18 protein-coding genes are annotated in these 15,629 nt (G+C 48.1%); 8 read left to right on the top strand and 10 right to left on the bottom strand.

Annotated features, from left to right (window positions below):
- The first annotated feature begins 99 nt into the window (after window positions 1-99).
- The 3 genes from ABRS97_RS03895 to ABRS97_RS03885 all read left to right on the top strand — a co-directional run bounded on the left by ABRS97_RS03895 (window position 100) and on the right by ABRS97_RS03885 (window position 1,345).
- The gene (locus tag ABRS97_RS03895; protein WP_367811592.1) at window positions 100-432 is read left to right on the top strand and encodes a YtrH family sporulation protein; all 333 of its coding nucleotides are present in this window, start codon (window positions 100-102) and stop codon (window positions 430-432) included.
- Window positions 429-920, top strand: coding sequence for a sporulation membrane protein YtrI (locus ABRS97_RS03890; protein WP_367811591.1), 492 nt, complete (start codon window positions 429-431; stop codon window positions 918-920). The genes ABRS97_RS03895 and ABRS97_RS03890 overlap by 4 nt, the downstream gene beginning before the upstream one ends.
- A 131-nt stretch (window positions 921-1,051) precedes the next feature.
- Window positions 1,052-1,345, top strand: a complete 294-nt coding sequence (locus ABRS97_RS03885; protein WP_367811590.1) for a YtpI family protein — start codon at window positions 1,052-1,054, stop codon at window positions 1,343-1,345.
- Here the strand turns inward: ABRS97_RS03885 and ABRS97_RS03880 are convergent.
- The 6 genes from ABRS97_RS03880 to ABRS97_RS03855 all read right to left on the bottom strand — a co-directional run bounded on the left by ABRS97_RS03880 (window position 1,342) and on the right by ABRS97_RS03855 (window position 6,363).
- Complete coding sequence (locus tag ABRS97_RS03880; protein WP_367811589.1) at window positions 1,342-2,670, bottom strand: DRTGG domain-containing protein; 1,329 nt, start codon at window positions 2,668-2,670, stop codon at window positions 1,342-1,344. The genes ABRS97_RS03885 and ABRS97_RS03880 overlap by 4 nt on opposite strands.
- 274 nt (window positions 2,671-2,944) lie before the next feature.
- Window positions 2,945-3,223 (bottom strand): hypothetical protein, encoded by a 279-nt coding sequence (locus ABRS97_RS03875; RefSeq protein WP_367811588.1) that lies wholly within the window; start codon window positions 3,221-3,223, stop codon window positions 2,945-2,947.
- Window positions 3,224-3,339: 116 nt separating this feature from the next.
- Entirely contained in the window at window positions 3,340-4,068 is a 729-nt protein-coding gene (gene nfsA, locus ABRS97_RS03870; RefSeq protein WP_367811587.1) for an oxygen-insensitive NADPH nitroreductase, read from the bottom strand.
- A 36-nt stretch (window positions 4,069-4,104) separates the two neighbouring features.
- Window positions 4,105-4,335, bottom strand: coding sequence for a hypothetical protein (locus ABRS97_RS03865; protein ID WP_367811586.1), 231 nt, complete (start codon window positions 4,333-4,335; stop codon window positions 4,105-4,107).
- A 570-nt stretch (window positions 4,336-4,905) separates the two neighbouring features.
- The gene (locus ABRS97_RS03860) at window positions 4,906-5,961 is read right to left on the bottom strand and encodes an acyltransferase (protein ID WP_367811585.1); all 1,056 of its coding nucleotides are present in this window, start codon (window positions 5,959-5,961) and stop codon (window positions 4,906-4,908) included.
- 66 nt (window positions 5,962-6,027) lie between these two features.
- Window positions 6,028-6,363: a YlbF/YmcA family competence regulator gene (locus ABRS97_RS03855; RefSeq protein WP_367811584.1), complete on the bottom strand. Its 336-nt coding sequence runs from the start codon at window positions 6,361-6,363 to the stop codon at window positions 6,028-6,030.
- 167 nt (window positions 6,364-6,530) lie between these two features.
- Between ABRS97_RS03855 and ABRS97_RS03850 the strand changes: the two genes are divergently transcribed.
- From ABRS97_RS03850 to ABRS97_RS03830, 5 genes are all read left to right on the top strand, one after another.
- On the top strand, window positions 6,531-7,907 hold the full coding sequence (locus ABRS97_RS03850) for a YheC/YheD family endospore coat-associated protein (protein ID WP_367811583.1): 1,377 nt from the start codon (window positions 6,531-6,533) through the stop codon (window positions 7,905-7,907).
- A 9-nt stretch (window positions 7,908-7,916) separates the two neighbouring features.
- Window positions 7,917-9,047: a YheC/YheD family endospore coat-associated protein gene (locus ABRS97_RS03845; RefSeq protein ID WP_367811582.1), complete on the top strand. Its 1,131-nt coding sequence runs from the start codon at window positions 7,917-7,919 to the stop codon at window positions 9,045-9,047.
- A 104-nt stretch (window positions 9,048-9,151) separates the two neighbouring features.
- On the top strand, window positions 9,152-10,519 hold the full coding sequence (locus ABRS97_RS03840; protein WP_367811581.1) for a YheC/YheD family endospore coat-associated protein: 1,368 nt from the start codon (window positions 9,152-9,154) through the stop codon (window positions 10,517-10,519).
- A complete protein-coding gene (locus ABRS97_RS03835) occupies window positions 10,519-11,646 on the top strand; it encodes a YheC/YheD family endospore coat-associated protein (RefSeq protein WP_367811580.1) in 1,128 nt (375 codons plus the stop codon). Before ABRS97_RS03840 ends, ABRS97_RS03835 begins: the two co-directional genes overlap by 1 nt.
- Before the next feature lie 6 nt (window positions 11,647-11,652).
- Window positions 11,653-12,753 (top strand): YheC/YheD family endospore coat-associated protein, encoded by a 1,101-nt coding sequence (locus ABRS97_RS03830; protein ID WP_367811579.1) that lies wholly within the window; start codon window positions 11,653-11,655, stop codon window positions 12,751-12,753.
- 45 nt (window positions 12,754-12,798) lie between these two features.
- On the opposite strand, the gene ABRS97_RS03825 is transcribed toward ABRS97_RS03830, so the two are convergent.
- The 4 genes from ABRS97_RS03825 to ABRS97_RS03810 all read right to left on the bottom strand — a co-directional run bounded on the left by ABRS97_RS03825 (window position 12,799) and on the right by ABRS97_RS03810 (window position 15,392).
- Window positions 12,799-13,161, bottom strand: a complete 363-nt coding sequence (locus tag ABRS97_RS03825; protein WP_367811578.1) for an ArsR/SmtB family transcription factor — start codon at window positions 13,159-13,161, stop codon at window positions 12,799-12,801.
- 41 nt (window positions 13,162-13,202) lie between these two features.
- Window positions 13,203-14,177 (bottom strand): cation diffusion facilitator family transporter, encoded by a 975-nt coding sequence (locus ABRS97_RS03820; RefSeq protein ID WP_367811577.1) that lies wholly within the window; start codon window positions 14,175-14,177, stop codon window positions 13,203-13,205.
- Between the two features lie 245 nt (window positions 14,178-14,422).
- Window positions 14,423-14,647, bottom strand: a complete 225-nt coding sequence (locus ABRS97_RS03815) for a spore germination protein (RefSeq protein ID WP_367811576.1) — start codon at window positions 14,645-14,647, stop codon at window positions 14,423-14,425.
- A gap of 76 nt (window positions 14,648-14,723) precedes the next feature.
- Window positions 14,724-15,392, bottom strand: coding sequence for an HAD family hydrolase (locus tag ABRS97_RS03810; protein WP_367811575.1), 669 nt, complete (start codon window positions 15,390-15,392; stop codon window positions 14,724-14,726).
- Between the last annotated feature and the right edge of the window lie 237 nt (window positions 15,393-15,629).

Below are 15,629 nucleotides of genomic sequence, written 5' to 3'. Positions count from 1 at the left end.
TTGAATTAATTTTATCATAATGCCTGCATACAATCCCATAGATTGAACTAAGGAGTTTGTCCTGATCTGTGAATGATGTGGAAGGGAAGCGATATCGGCATGTACATTTTTTGGGCAAATATTATCGTATATTTTTGCATCGCATTTGGAGTCGTCTTTGGAGGCAGCATGCTCAGTGGAATCGCTGCCGTGCTCACCCTCCAATCCCCAACGGAAAAAATGCTGACGATCTCGGAAAATATTAAAATATGGGCCATGGTGGCCGCTGTCGGAGGCACAATCGATCCCATTCGCTATATTGAAAGCCAGATGGCAGAGGGACATTTAAGTCCGGCGATCAAACAAATCGTCCTGATCGTTGTCGCTTTTATCGGCGCTCAAATGGGCACTTCACTCATTCAAATGATATGCAAGGGGGGCAATCAACCTTGAGGGTCCCTCCATTTGCCCGTTATCAACGCTTCCTTGCCAGCCTCGGGCTGCTGGTTTCTGGAGCGATTATCGGCAGCGCCGTCTATATGAGTATTCATCAGCATACGTATAATCAGCTCTACGTGCAGATGCATAAATATTTAGAAGAAATTGACGATCTTCGCGCCGATATCGATGCCTTGAACAAAACTCGCAACAAACAAGCGCTTATCAATGTCGTGAATGTGTATTTAATTCCGAAAGATCAAGACGAGCTCATTAGCGAGGATATTCAAAAAGAAATCGAAGGCGATGTAAAAAGCGAAATCAAGCTGGTCATTGGACAAAAAGCCGCCAATGTTCGCGATGCCAGACCGCTCTATGAGCGGCTAATTACCCAACGGATCTACACCCTGCATGAGAAGAAATATATGGTTGAAGTCAAATCCATCGTGCTGATTCAGACCGAACTGACCATTTGGATTACTGCCGAAGAAAAGCGAACGTAAATCTTCTAAGCCGCATGGGCGGTCTTAGGGAGGTTTGCGTTTTATTTTTTTCGCTCCGTGAGCGATTGCAATCCCGAGACAAAATCGCTAAAGTAAACTATAAACTCGCATAAAAAGGACGGTTTCTGCTCATGCACTGGATTCAAGGTATATTATTTACACTTATTTGTATTCTGTTGGCTTTATCCGTGTACTTCAGCTTTCGCGCACGACGTGAAAAAGAGACGGCCAAACGTGGATTGTACTCGGCCCGAATGAATATTTGCATGGGACTCATGCTCGTACTTATTGCAGTCACTCAACTATTCTTCTTTAGCGAGTCCAGCTTCCGTCGGATCTTCGGCACCGTTTGCGTGCTGCTTGGCTTATTTAATCTGTTTGCCGGCATTCGAAATCATGGACATTTCGACCGTATGCAGCGTTAAATAACTTGTGCGGTTAGCATCGCTTTGGACACTAGCGAGCCTGCATGATAAATCTCGACATCAATCTTGCCAAATTTACGGCTCACCTCAATGATGGTGGGCCGTATTTCTATTTTGGAATCAATCTGCAGCGGCTTTAAGAAATAGGTCGACATGTTGTCCATGACGAGATCGCCCTTCTTATGCTCCTGGACAATGCGATAAGCCGCTTGCGTCATCAAGGTAGTGAGCACACCCTCCGAAACTGTACCGAGATGATTGGTCATTTGCGGAGTGATGATGCCGTGAAAGTGAAGAGCGCCTTTCTCGTCCCTCGCTTCCTCAAGACCGGACCAGATCAAATCCTCGAACGTTTCGCCGTTCTGCGGCTGCTTCTGAATGTATTGCATCGCTTTCAACACATCGCTGCGATTCAGCACGCCTACTATTTTACGGTTAGCGTCAACAACGGGCAGCAGCTCAATTCCTTCCCAGACCATCATGTGCGCCGCTGAGGCCACCGAGGTTTGCGGGGTAACCGTAAGCGGACTGCGCGTCATCACTTTATCGACGGTTTGCATGGAATGGGCGCCAACCATATCTTTGGACGTGACAACGCCAATAATGCGGTTCCATTCATCGACGACCGGAAACCGGCTATGTCCGGTTTCCTCCGACAAGCGCTGCCAATCCTTAAGCGTGCTGTTCGCCTTGAGCGCAAATAAGGAAGCCCCTAGAGCAAGAATGTCTTCAACGAGCAGGATCTTCTTCTTAATCAAGCGATCATAGATCGCTCTATTGATCATAGAAGCAATGGTAAACGTATCGTAGCTGCTCGAAATAATCGGCAGCTCAAGCTGGTCGGCAAGCAGTTTAACCTCCGCGCTTGTGTCAAAGCCCCCCGTGATGAGCACGCCCGCACCTTGTTCCAATGCGCAAATATGCGCGCCGTTCCGATTGCCTACGATGAGCAAGCTGCCCGCTTCAATATAGCGCAGCATGGCATCCAATTCCATCGCGCCGATCACGAATTTGGAGAGTGTCTTATGAAGCCCTTTCGCGCCGCCGAGCACTTGACCATCGACCATGTTCACGACCTCGGCGAACGTCAGTTTATCGATGTTTTGACGCAGCTTCTTCTCGACACGCACCGTGCCGATCCGCTCCTTCGTGCTAACAAGGCCTTGATTTTCCGCTTCCTTGATGGCCCGATAGGCCGTTCCTTCGCTGACCTCCATGTTTTTAGCTATTTTACGAACAGAGATGCGGCTGCCCAGCTTCAGGCTTTCAATATGCCGCAAAATTTGCTCATGCTTCGTTAACGTATCCGTGGCTTGTGAATCCAACTGTTACACCCCAATCCGTCCATTCTGTATCAATCTGTACTATAAGTATAAACGTTCTATGGAGGAAGAACAATGCTGGATCTATAAGGAAAAACCCAATCCTGCCGGATCGGATAGCTATCTATCCATACGCGCAAGATCGGTTCAGATGTATGCATTCAATTACGCAAACATTTGTTCCCTTTTATTATAACACAGATCTCTTCACGATGTGTAGTACACAAAAATAAAGCGCTCCCCTTATCGATTCAGGGAACGCTTTCTGATCCTTGCCCTATTTACGGAATTGCAGCAGTTTTCGGCGGCCTTGAATCGCTTGCTCCATCTGCCATTTTTTCATACGATAAATACGATTCAGTTCTTTGCGCTTCTCTTCATCCACACCGAGAATTTGGTGAAGATGCGCAGCAACGACGAGAAGCGCCATGCCAATCCAAACGATGCTGAACACCATCTGCAGCGTCATCGTTTCGCGCAGTTCTAATTGAGGGACCGAGTAGAACAACATCCCGAGCGCCAAACTCATAAACACAACATTTTTGAAACCTTTCAAATGAACGCACTCCCTTCGCTCTTACAACCCTCATCATCCTGTCTCTTGCCTACTTCAAGTATATGAGACAAGTTCTGGTTCTATGAGCGAAAAAAGGGAGCACTACTTTCAGCGCGTCATTCGATCTCGAACCCCTGTGTGCGGAGGAACGATTTCATGTGCTCCCGCGGCCTCAGCGCCTTGGCCGCCATTTCCTTCGACCAAGTCGTATCGGCTTTGCCGCCGGTACGCTTCTTCATGTAGTCGCGAATCTCTTCGTCGTAGACGTCGATCGCGCCAGGTTTATCCGTATACCGATTCTCATGGTATACGGCTTCTTGCGGGAGCCGCGGACGGTACAGCGGCTCCTGGTCCGGCATGCCGATGCACATGCCGAAAACCGGGTACACCAGCTGCGGCAAGCCCAGCAGCTGGGACACCTCGGCGGGGTTGTTGCGCAGCCCGCCGATATAAACGACGCCGAGGCCGAGCGACTCGGCGGCAATGGCGGCATTTTGCGCAGCTAATGCTGTATCGACTGTGGCAATGAGGAAGTTCTCCGCATTGCCGGTAACGGCAGTGTCCGTATGGCGGCGGACAGCTTGCTCGTATCGGCGCAAGTCCGCGCACCAAACGAGAAACAGCGGACACTGGCTCACATACGCCTGATTGCCAGCAAGACCGGCAAGCTGATTTCTAAGTTCTGCGTCCGTGATGCCAATCACACTAAAGGCTTGCATATTGCTTGATGTCGAGGCCGCTTGCGCTGCTGACAAGATGGCGTTCAGTTGATCTTGGGTAACGGGTTCGTCTGTAAACTTACGAATAGAGCGGTGATTTCTCAATAAAGAAATGATCTCATTCATGCATTAACATCCTTCTTTCCTCTTAATGTACGTTCTCTATTTATGTTCACAGAACCTGACCGCTCCATTTTCCTCTAATATGTATGCGACGAGTTCTTGAAGCTGTGAGTCATCCAATTGATGGAGAATAGCGCGGCCTGTGCGTGTCATCAGGTCTTGCGTGAGTGATTCTATCCCCACATGCACTTGTCTAGTTTCCCACAACTTGGTCCCGTTCGGTTTCAGAATCCGGCTTGCTTCTTCTCTTTTCCCTAACCTGTCTTCCATCCGGCATTCCTATCCATGAACACTCCAGTAAGAGCAAGATTCCGGGTACATTTCTCCTCCGCAAGCTTCACTAGAATACGGAGGAGGTGCTGCCGGACCGCCCATTCCCCGTGCACAGCGATATTGACGGAACTACGATGCCTTATTCCACGGTAACGCCCCTTTTCTCCCCCTCAAGCGGAACTAGGGTGCGTTAAATGAGCGAACCTGTGCCTACAACCCAGCATTTCCTGCTCATAAGATACGGTAGTTCCGCGAAACGTCCCTACAACCGAAAATACCGCCGCATAACGCACCTACGTTCCGCTCACCTGTGCAAAAAGACGATCTCTCGCAGATCGAGGCGGTATTTCAATACGCCAAACCGCTGCGAGACTCCCAACTATTCTACCTCCATCCTGTCAAATGCTCGTACCACACGATGCGTGCGGAATCTCTTCGCTCTGCGAGCTCATCGCACACATACCTGACGACATATGCTTTCTTACCTGTTAGAATGGGTATCCCTAATAAACATTCTGCTATGTGAAAAAGAGCATAGAACTGATAACAGTTCTACACTCGCTGCTTTTAAAACGATAACGCCTTTCTAGCTTTCCGATAAAGAATCGTAAGCAGCCAAGGAACGGCTATGATAAGTACAAATACAATGACATTGTATAAATTAAACAACAAAATAGAGCCAGGCATATGCACTTTATATTTCCACAGCGACAAGAGAGCCGGGTGCATTAAGTAGACGCCAAAGGAGATCGCGCCGAGTGATGTGAGCATCTTCGCGAGTCCAGCCGCTTTTCTCTGTAGGCGCTGCGCCAGCCAGATGAAGCTCACCCCTGCTCCCAAACTATAGAGCACCCACAGCACTTCGTACCAGGTATTATCGAATGAATAGCCTTTCTTATCTCCAAGAAAAAGCATCGTGTACGCAAGTCCGCTCAGCAGGGTGACGGGAAGCACCCAACCCTTATGACGGTCCAGCCACGCCCGGAACGCCGGATAATGGATGCCAATGGCACCGCCGATGAGAAAGTAACCGAAATACGTAATGCACAGCTCCGGCTTATGGCTTATTGTGCCGAACCAATGGTTGTACACATAAACACCCGCTTGAACCAATAGTCCCCATAAGGCAAGCGTGCGACGAAACCAGAGCATTTTCCGGGCAGCCCAAACAAGCAAGGGGAAAAGCAGATAGAACTGAACAATAATGATCATAAAGTACAAGTGATAGCCGGAATCCGCCCATTTCAACTGCTCCAGAAAAACTTTCACATCGACCTTAATCGGATGTCCCGGCGTCCAAAGCCACGGATTGTAGACATAATAAAAAAACGACCAAAGAATGTAGGGAACGAGCACCTGGCGCACTCTTTTCCAATAAAAGATGCCCGCCTGCTTGGCGCTCCAATTATCTATGTAGATGTAAAACAAGACAATACCGCTAATAAAAATAAACACAGGAACTGCAAAATAACTGATTTTGTTGATAAACAAGATTAAAGCCTGCGTACTGCTGCCCTGAAGTGCGGGATCCACGGTATAGTCCGCCGTCACATGGATTAACACTACAGCTATAATAGCCAGCGCTCTGACGATATCGAGCTCTGTAATTTTTGCTTTTGCCATTTTCGCTTTTTTTCCTCTTTTCCTTATCAAATCCCTATAAATACCCTCTTCACACATAAAATGCAATTATTTCAGCATAGCTTCAAGCGGCTCTGCAATAATGCGCTGCACATCCTCAAGCACAAGAGATAACCGGCGCTCCGCATCAAATAACCGATTGATGTTCGGATTCAGCGCCAACACTTCGTACAGCTTCTGTACTTGCTCCATTTCATCTTGGGGCGGCATTTCGCCTGCCATCATTTTTTGCTGAAGCTCGGTCTGGCGTTTGCGGAAATCATCCAGCATCGTTTTGCTGGACGGATCAGCTTCCACCTTGCTGCGGCTATCTTTCATATCCTTATATTCGCTGCTCTCTTTAATCGCTCTGGCTAAATCGTACGCTTTGTCATGTACATTCATCTGGCTCCGCCTCCAATTTTCTTCTTTTTTCGGTTGGGCTCTTCCTGCGGCACTTTCGGACAGATGCCTAAGCACAAAGGGATATATGTCCTCATATGATGGAGTAGTTTACTTTGCTTAAGAGGAAAAAGCAATGCCATTTTTGATGCTGGAAGGAGTGTTCGCTATTGACCAGGACGAAAATTGGGATATCCATTCAAGGCACCAGCATCTATTTGGATGATCGGACCGTTATTCTAAGTGAAGCCATTGCGAAAAAATGGAAAATCCCAACGAATCAATCGATCACATTGCGATTTGGCTCTGCCAAGCAGGATGTCAAAGTCGTCACCGCTTCTATTTCGAACAGCTTACGCGTAATCCCTGCTCTCGCTTCCAAACTCGGTCTTCATCAAGGAGCTAAGCTATGCCTCCATTATAGACAAAGCACCAGTACCTTGTCGATCGGACCTTTGATTGGCGTCATGATTAGCCGCGTTTACAAGGACTCGAGCGATCGACCATTCGGCGCTATCACCGCTTTTTGTAGGGAAATGACAGAAGCCTGTGAACAGTTCGGCGCGCTTGTGTGCTTTTTCCCACCTGATGAAATGCGCGGTTCCGCCCATTCCGTGTCCGCTTATTCGTATGCCAATGGTTCTTGGAGCAAAAAAACGTTTCCGATTCCGGGCGTCATATATAACCGCCTCACTTCGCGCAGATATGAAAACATGACGAACGTTCAGCATTTTATGAGGGAAGTCAAATCCCGCTACGCCACCGACATCTTCAACGAGAAATATTTAAACAAAACGGAAGTGTTCGAGGCACTGGGCAAAGATAGTTCCCTGCATGGGTATTTGCCGGAATCATACCTGTTTAAAAATTTCCAAATGCTAAAAAACATGTCCAGCCGACATCCCGTCCTATTCCTTAAGCCTATTACGGGGAGCCTGGGCAAAGGAATCATTCGGATTCGAAGAGAACCCGGGGACGGCTACACGTGTCATTTTACGAATCTGGGCAGTGTTCGCAAACAAGTCTTTCCCACGCTTGCCAGCGCATTTCAGGCGCTATCCGGCAAGTTGAAGACACAGCGTTACCAGTTGCAGCAAGGACTTGATCTCATTACAGCAGATGGTAGACCCGTTGATTTTAGAGCTCTGGTGCAAAAAGGGGCCCAAGGACAATGGGCGATTACCTCGATTGTAGGACGGATCGCTGGCACACAGCACTTTGTCTCCAACTTGGCGCGAGGCGGCACGCTCAGCACGGTCAAAGGAGCGTTGGCCAAATCTTCGTTGAGCGGCCCAACGCGCGTATCCGTCTTAGGCCGGCTGCGCAAAGCCTCTTTGGATATTGCCAAAGGCATTGAAACGCAGATTCCGAATCACTTCGGCGAACTGGGGATCGATCTCGCTGTCGATCAATCCGGCAGAGTATGGCTGCTCGAAGTGAACTCCAAGCCATCAAAGGACGATAACACACCGCTAAATAGCGAACGTAAAATCAGGCCTTCCGTTAAACAGATTGTCCAGTATGCTCGTTACTTAGCAAAGTTTTGAGGTGAAGTTATGCCGTCTAGCATCGCAGCGCCACCCTTATTTGGCATCATGGTATCGGAATTGGATCGAGAGCTGCCTTTTGCCAACTCGGCTTTCTATGAACAGCTCACGCAGATTGGAAGGAAAGAAGGCCTGGATGTTGTCATTTTCTCGCCAAATCGCATCCGCTGGGAGGAACGCACCGTAACAGGACATACGTATGTCCTTGAGCGTAAACAATGGGTCACGCGCCGCTTTCCGCTGCCAACGCTCATCTATGATCGATGCTTCTTTGTTAGCAAAAAGAGCTACCTTCACTACCGATATCATGTACGCAAATTGCACGCTACACCTAACATTCGCTTTCTAGGGTATGGTCTGAGCGGCAAATGGGAAGTTCAACAAATTTTGCAAAAATACGCTGCGCTTCAGCCATATTTGCCCCAAACCCGTTTCCTCACAGGCGAACTTGCGCTTCGCGAATGGCTCATTGAGCGCTCCGAGGTTTTTCTGAAGCCGCAGGGCGGCAGCCAAGGCAAGGGCGCTCTCCACATTCGGAAAATGATGACCCCGGATCAGGAAGACAGCTTTCTAGTCAAAGGAAGAAATATTCGCAACGTACCGATTCATCGCCATTTCAAGCAATTCGAAACTTGCTGGCACTGGCTTAGCCGCCTAATTGGCAGTCGGCCCTATTTAATGCAAGAATACCTCGCGCTTCAATCAGCTGCAGGCATGGCTTACGATGTTCGTTCCCTCGTGCAGAAGAATGGCAAGGGGCTGTGGGAAATCGCCGGGATGGCCGTTCGTATCGGCAAGCCAGGAAGCGTCACCTCGAACTTGCATGGCGGTGGCACAGCAGAGGATGTCGCCTCTTTCCTCGCGCGAGAATTCGGGAAGCTCCGGTCAGAGGAGCTTATCGCCACATTGACTAAGCTATCAGGTCTGATTCCACCTGCTCTGGAAGCTCATCACGGGCGACTAGCCGAGCTTGGCATTGACCTCGGAATTGACACTTTTGGCCGCATCTGGATCCTTGAAGTAAATTCGAAGCCTGGGCGTTCCGTATTCGTACGAATGCGCGATGAGGATGCCCGCACCAAATCCTTGTCGAATCCGATCCGCTATGCTGGATATTTGCTGCACAAGAAGCTGGGCTAAGCTGCCCTTTGAAGATAAACGCCTTAAAACCGCGGACTGATTTCGGTGTCATCATCATGACGATCGAATAGCCCGTAGGGCAACAAGTTTAGGAGGGTAACCTAATGAGTTTGACAACGTGCATGCTCCACGCCGTACAACGAACAGATAGATCGGTCTACTTAACAAGTGAACTCGTCAAAGCTTTACGGTTAACCGGCACCAAATCCATTACCGTAAAGGTCGGCAGCAAATTGGCAACCCTTCCGGTACGTCTGATCAAAAAGGCTGGCCAGCATATGTACATTCCGCTCTCTTTACTCAGCACCTTGCGCATTCCTAAAGTCGGCAATGTTTTAGTCGCAAGCACGAACAATAAAGAAATTCGACTTGGACCGATGATTGGCGTCCTAACCAACGTTACAAGCAGCAGCACCTCTCCATTCGGTTCCAAAACCGGGTTTATCCGCCAATTTATGCAAACGGGCTCCGGAAACTCATTTCATTATGCATTCAGCCCAAGAGACGTCAACTGGACGCAGGAAACAGTAACAGGCATTTTGCCCAAAAGCGGCGGCGGCTGGATTCGCAAAACATTCCCCCTGCCCGACGTCGTCTACAACCGGCTTTCCAGCCGCAAAGCGGAAAAGACCGCAGGCATAGAGGGGTTTAAAGAGCGCTTCGTGCGCCGAGACATCCCGATTTTTAATTGGAGCTTTTTTGACAAATGGGATGTCTACAAAATGCTGGATGGCGACGATGCCTTTCGCTTTGTTCCGGAATCCCACATCAATCCATCTGCTGAACAGATTAAAGAAATGCTCGACAAGCATAAATTCATTTATTTGAAACCAACGGCAGGCAGCCTTGGCATCGGAATCTATCGTGTCACGTATAACCCGAAAAAGGGCTATTTTGTCCGTTATCGCAAAAATGGTAAAAATGTGCTCATTCGGTTCGCAAAATTCGAAGGGCTTATGCAAATGCTCGGAACGGGACGCGGCCGATTGACCAGCTATGTCGCACAGCAAGGCATCCGGTTGATTGAGATTGACAGCTGTCCGATCGACTTCCGTTTTCACATGACGAAAAACGGCAGCAACAAATGGGTGGTCGCCGCGATTGGCGCCAAAAAAGCCGGCAAGGGAAGCGTTACTACCCATATTCGCACCGGCGGTCAGCTCATGACATCTGAGCAAGTGCTGCGCCAAATTTACGGCAGTCGCGCTGAACAAGTATTAACGAATGCCAAAGAAACGGCCGTTAAACTAGCCGAAGGCATTGAAAATAACTATAACCATCTGCTCGGAGAGCTCGGATTCGATATCGGCATTGATCAAAATGAGAAAATCTGGATGTTCGAAGCGAATGCCAAGCCGGGCAGATCGATCTTCAAGCACCCCTCTTTGAAGGATGGGGATGCCGCTTCACTCTCGAATATTTACGAGCATTGCCTCTACTTGAGCCGCTTCCGCTCTAGGAGGGATAGCTGATGGGCTTCACCCTGAACGAACTTGCACCAAAGCCGACACTTGCCATTCTTACTGTGAAGGACAGCAAACGTGTATTCCGCGGCAATCTGGCAAATTTCCTGGACCTCATCCGTACGGGAGATCGGCTGGGTGTTGACGTTTACGTGGTCACCACTTCTGATTTTAATCTATCCAATCCTCAAATGAACGGTTATCGATATGACAACGACAAGAAAAAATGGAGGCGGGAACTCGTTCCCTCTCCACAAGTTGTTTATAATCGAATTCCTTACCGCAAAATGGAGATGAGGCCTGAAGTTCAGCAAACCATCCAAGCCTGCAACCGCAGCAGCATGGTAAAGCTGTTCAACGCCTCCTTTTTCAACAAATGGACTCTCTTCGAGTGGCTGAATACAGCGAAAGAAAGCCAGCCCTTCATCCCGGATACGAAACAGCTAACCTCAACGAAAGATATCAAGCAATTGCTGCAAAAACACCCCGTCCTTTATTTAAAGCCTGTTCGGGGCAAAGCTGGCAAAGGGATCATGCGCATCGAGCGCGTCACCACGAAGAACAATGAAAACGACTATCGTTTAAGCCGGCAGGAAAATAAGAAAATGGCTTATACGCTTCATAAATCGGTCGATGATCTTTGGGAGGAATGGATGAAGCATCGGGGCTCACATGACTACATTGTGCAGCAGGGCATTGGGCTCACCCGTTATCACCAGCGTGCTTACGACTTACGTGCACTAATTCAAAAGTCTTCCAGTGGGAAGTGGATTGTATCCGGGATTGGCGCTCGTGTAGCCGGCAAAGCCAGCATTACCACGCATGTGCCGCGCGGCGGCTCCATCGACGACCCAATCAAATTGCTCACAGACGCTTTCGGCGTCAAAGAAGCGAAGCGCATTCTAGTGCGGGCAAAAAAAGCCGCCGTCATTTTGGCAACGCAGATTGAGAAATCGTCCGGCAATCAGCTCGGCGAGATGTCAATGGATCTGGGTGTTGATACCAGTGGACACATTTGGTTCTTCGAAGCAAATTCCAAACCAATGAAATTCGACGAGCCTCAAATTCGCAAGAAGTCATTAGAGCGTATAATCCGCTACAGCTTGTTTTTAATCAACCATGAGAAAAGAAGGTGAATATGCTTGGCTCCACAACGACTAGGCGTACTCGCTATCTATTTAAGCAAGACCCGGCTGGAAGAGCTCTCTTTTTTCCGAAGGCTTAGCAGGGAAGGCAAGAAACTGGGGGTACAAGTAGAAGTGTTCACTCCAGAAGATGTGGAAAGTGAAACGGCGGTACGCACATTGACGTTCGATCCTACGCTCCAGAAATGGATCCGCAAGCGGACGTCCTTTCCTCCTATCATCTATGATCGCTGCAGGTACAAGGCGGCTGCGAATTATCAAATGCTGAAAGCATTTCGGCTTAAACACGCCAAACTTACTTATTTAAGCAAACCTTTAGCGAACAAATGGAAGATGCATCAAGTGCTTAGCGAAAATGAAACGATTCGTGACTATCTCCCCGCTACCGTCCGATTCAGTTCGGCACAAGAACTGCTGCGCTTCCTCAAAAAGCATAAGCTGGTCTATGTCAAACCGAAAAACGGAACCGGCGGACGCGGCATTCTGCGCATCGAACAAATCGGCAGCGACTTATTTCTGCTGCAAGGGCGCAATCAGCAGCGAACCATTCTAGCCCCTTTCCGCGCAACGGAGAAGCAGCTATTGATTAAGCTCCATACCTTAAAATTAAGCCCAGATTATGTCGTACAACAAGGCATACCGCTTACTTTAAAAGACGGACGGGTGCACGATTATCGACTCCTCATTCAGAAAAATGGCAGCGGTGAATGGGAAGTCACCGGCTGCGCAGGGCGTATAGGTCCACATCGCAGCATTACGTCGAATCTTCATGGCGGCGGCAGCGCAGTCTCTTTAGATAAGCTATTAAACTATCGTTTCTCCTCCAGCGATAAAATCGATAGCATCAAGAAAGAAATGAACGCGTTCGCCTTCAAGCTCGCTACCTATTTGGAAACGAAATTCGGCAAGCTGTGCGAGCTTGGCATGGACATCGCCGTTGACCCGAAAGGCAACATTTGGCTGCTCGAAGTGAACCCGAAGCCATCACGGGAAGTGTTCCGCAAAATCGGGCAGAAAATCACGTATCAGAAGGCAGTTGCACGGCCACTGGAATACGCGATTTGGATGATGAAGAAAAAAAAGAAAGAAGATCATTAAGATAAATGAACGGAACGATACAGGATCTTCTCCCTCCGTTCCGTACTACATATGCTGAAGATGCTGCAGCGTTTGCACAAATATTTGCTCAATGTGGCCATCATCCAGCGAATAATATACGGTTTTCCCCGCTTTACGCCGCTTCACAATATGCAGATTGCGCAAATAGCGCAGCTGGTGCGAAATAGCCGACTGCCCCATCTCAAGCACGATCGACAAATCGTGAACGCACAGTTCCTTTTGCAGCAAGGCATAAATAATTTTAACGCGGGTCGGATCGCCTAGCGCTTTGAATACTTCTGCTATTCCCGCAGCTTGATCATCCTGGATCTGATGATCAAGCAATTGTTCCGTTAGCGCCGTTCCTGTACAAGTTTCCTCGCAGGATTCCATCATAACCTTCTCCATGTCCTTGCCTCCTTCGCATGTTCCATAGGAACCGTATATCCTTATACCAATAAAGTTTGATGACTATTTTTGGAGGTTTCAATTTGTATCGTAGTATGTTGAATGTGGAACTTTTCTTCGATGTGTTGAATCGCCACTTGTAAAATGGACTGGCTATCCTTATCATCGGCGATGCGCAAATGGCAGCTTAAAGAATCCAAACCGGAAGTAATCGTCCAAATGTGCAAATCATGAACATCAATGACGCCATCAATAGACGCTAGCATGCTCTGAACATCCGCTAAATTAACCCTGGCAGGCGTCCCTTCCATCAGGATATGGATTGTTTGCCTCAGCACAGCCCAAGCCCCTTTCAAGATAAGAAGGGCTACGATCACACTAATAATGGGATCCGCGATATACCACCCGAATAACATCATGACGCCACCGGCCACAATAGCCCCCACAGAACCTAAAGCATCACCCAGAATGTGCAAGTAAGCACTGCGCAAATTGAGATTGCCATGCACATCCCCTTTGCGCATTAACGACCACGCGCTAAGCAGGTTAGCGAGCAAACCTACACAAGCGATCAACATCATCGAGCCGCTGGACACCTGTGGCGGATTTACAAAGCGCCCAATGGCTTCCCAAATAATAAACCCGGCAATGATAAATAAAGTAACGGCATTGAAGAGCGCCGCTAAAATTTCAAAACGGTGATATCCGTACGATTTATTAGGGGAAGACGGTTTAGCCGCGAACCAAATTGCAAGCAGGCTTAAAGCAAGTGCTCCTGCGTCGCTTAGCATATGTCCCGAGTCGGATAAAAGAGCCAAGCTGTTCGTATATAACCCCCCGGCAAATTCCAAAACCATAATGCAGGATGTAATCAGAAAAGCGATGATAAGTCCCTTTTTGTTGCCTTCCCGATCGTGACCATGATGATGTCCATGATGGTGACCGTGATGACTGTGATCGTGCCCATGGCTGTGATCATGATCATGCGTGTGACCATGCGAGTGATGATGGTGCATCCAATTCCCTCCCTAATATACCTGCTCATTAGCATGGAATGTTATCCAATGCTTTATACATTCAAACAAACATATGAGCATATGCTCATATATAAATAATAACGAAACAAACATCCTTAAGTCAATACATTGATAGCCCATTTTAATGATCAAATTAGCAGTCCCTCAACCTTGTAAAATAAAAAATCGATCCGACAGCCCGAAATAACGAGCTCGAATCGATTCCACAGGATGCCTAGCGCCCTTTATGTTCCTGTAGCTACCTTATTTACGCCTGTATCCACGACATCAGGATCGAACGTAATCGTCGCGCTAAACAGCGTTGTGGATATACTGAAGTCTCCCGTAATACCGCCACCGCTTCCCGTGTTCGTCTTGGACGCACTCGTCGGAGCTACAACGCAAGTATCCCCGTTGATGAGATTTCCTTCGTTTCTAATAATATTGAAAACTCCCACAAAAGAAGGCATATTAATCAGCACCTTTATCGTTCAATGTGCTACAGTGTATGCCTTGCCTGAAGTCGATGCGACAGCCTTTCAACAATTATACATATTCCAGCAGTTCAGCAAAGCTGTTGATACGGAAATGGGCACCTTCCAGTTCACCTTGTTCACGGAATCCGGCATAATCGCAAGCCGCCACAGTCAAACTGTTACGGAGCCCAGCTTCCACATCGGAAGAACGGTCACCCACCATCCAGGCGGACTTAATGTTGTGGGTTTCAAGAAGCAGCTTGACCAAGTCCACTTTGGACTTCGTCTGATATTTCCCAGCGCTGTACAGGCCTTCAAACAATTCCCCAATGCCTTTGGCTTCTACTACATGCTTCACATAGCCTTCCAGCCCATTGCTCGCTACAAATAAACGAATTCCTTTGCTGCGCAAGACGATTAACGTTTCTGATACGCCTTCATACAGCTCGCCTTCGCCTCGCCGCAATCCCTCTAATTGATGATGCAGGAGCAGCCGATCCGCTTGCACGCGCGCTTCCATTGATGCTTCCGGCATAACACGCTGCCAGATGTGCTCGAGCAGCATGCCCAGCGCCCCTAATATACGCTCTTCAGGAGGCGTCTCTCCTTTATATAATCCGCTTTCTCTTAATTCATTGAAAGTTGCATAATAAGCCGGCAACAGCAACGTTTCCGTTTGAAACAGCGTTCCGTCCAAATCGAAAAGCATCGCTTCTGGTTGATCTAGTTTGGCATACATACTTAAAATCCCTCTCCCCGTTCATGGCTATACCTTTTATGTAAGTTTATCATGTTCTTTGATAAGAATGGCAAACATACCCTTGTAAGTCAATGACCCGATTTGGCAAAAAGCCTGTTGCCGATCCGAAATAATTCAGTTATGATTGAAATGTTAATAATTTTATTTGAAAATGATATTTTCACGCAAAATAGAATCATTATTTAACTGGAAATGATCGTTCGCACATTTTAAAAA

Origin of the sequence: Paenibacillus tabacirhizosphaerae (assembly GCF_040812395.1) — a bacterium.
Taxonomy (GTDB): domain Bacteria; phylum Bacillota; class Bacilli; order Paenibacillales; family NBRC-103111; genus Paenibacillus_E.
The sequence above is the reverse complement of the archived record's forward strand: the minus strand, read 5'-3'. Positions and strand labels throughout refer to the sequence as shown.

What these genes read in the sequence shown, in the direction of transcription:
- ABRS97_RS03840 (WP_367811581.1), top strand. Translation starts at nt 9,152, where the DNA reads ATGAGTTTGACAACGTGCATGCTCCACGCCGTACAACGAACAGATAGA.
- ABRS97_RS03865 (WP_367811586.1), bottom strand. Translation starts at nt 4,335, where the DNA reads ATGGAAGACAGGTTAGGGAAAAGAGAAGAAGCAAGCCGGATTCTGAAA.
- ABRS97_RS03835 (WP_367811580.1), top strand. Translation starts at nt 10,519, where the DNA reads ATGGGCTTCACCCTGAACGAACTTGCACCAAAGCCGACACTTGCCATT.
- ABRS97_RS03845 (WP_367811582.1), top strand. Translation starts at nt 7,917, where the DNA reads ATGCCGTCTAGCATCGCAGCGCCACCCTTATTTGGCATCATGGTATCG.
- ABRS97_RS03820 (WP_367811577.1), bottom strand. Translation starts at nt 14,177, where the DNA reads ATGCACCATCATCACTCGCATGGTCACACGCATGATCATGATCACAGC.
- ABRS97_RS03885 (WP_367811590.1), top strand. Translation starts at nt 1,052, where the DNA reads ATGCACTGGATTCAAGGTATATTATTTACACTTATTTGTATTCTGTTG.
- ABRS97_RS03815 (WP_367811576.1), bottom strand. Translation starts at nt 14,647, where the DNA reads ATGCCTTCTTTTGTGGGAGTTTTCAATATTATTAGAAACGAAGGAAAT.
- ABRS97_RS03825 (WP_367811578.1), bottom strand. Translation starts at nt 13,161, where the DNA reads ATGGAGAAGGTTATGATGGAATCCTGCGAGGAAACTTGTACAGGAACG.
- nfsA (WP_367811587.1), bottom strand. Translation starts at nt 4,068, where the DNA reads ATGAATGAGATCATTTCTTTATTGAGAAATCACCGCTCTATTCGTAAG.
- ABRS97_RS03810 (WP_367811575.1), bottom strand. Translation starts at nt 15,392, where the DNA reads ATGTATGCCAAACTAGATCAACCAGAAGCGATGCTTTTCGATTTGGAC.
- ABRS97_RS03855 (WP_367811584.1), bottom strand. Translation starts at nt 6,363, where the DNA reads ATGAATGTACATGACAAAGCGTACGATTTAGCCAGAGCGATTAAAGAG.
- ABRS97_RS03860 (WP_367811585.1), bottom strand. Translation starts at nt 5,961, where the DNA reads ATGGCAAAAGCAAAAATTACAGAGCTCGATATCGTCAGAGCGCTGGCT.
- ABRS97_RS03895 (WP_367811592.1), top strand. Translation starts at nt 100, where the DNA reads ATGTACATTTTTTGGGCAAATATTATCGTATATTTTTGCATCGCATTT.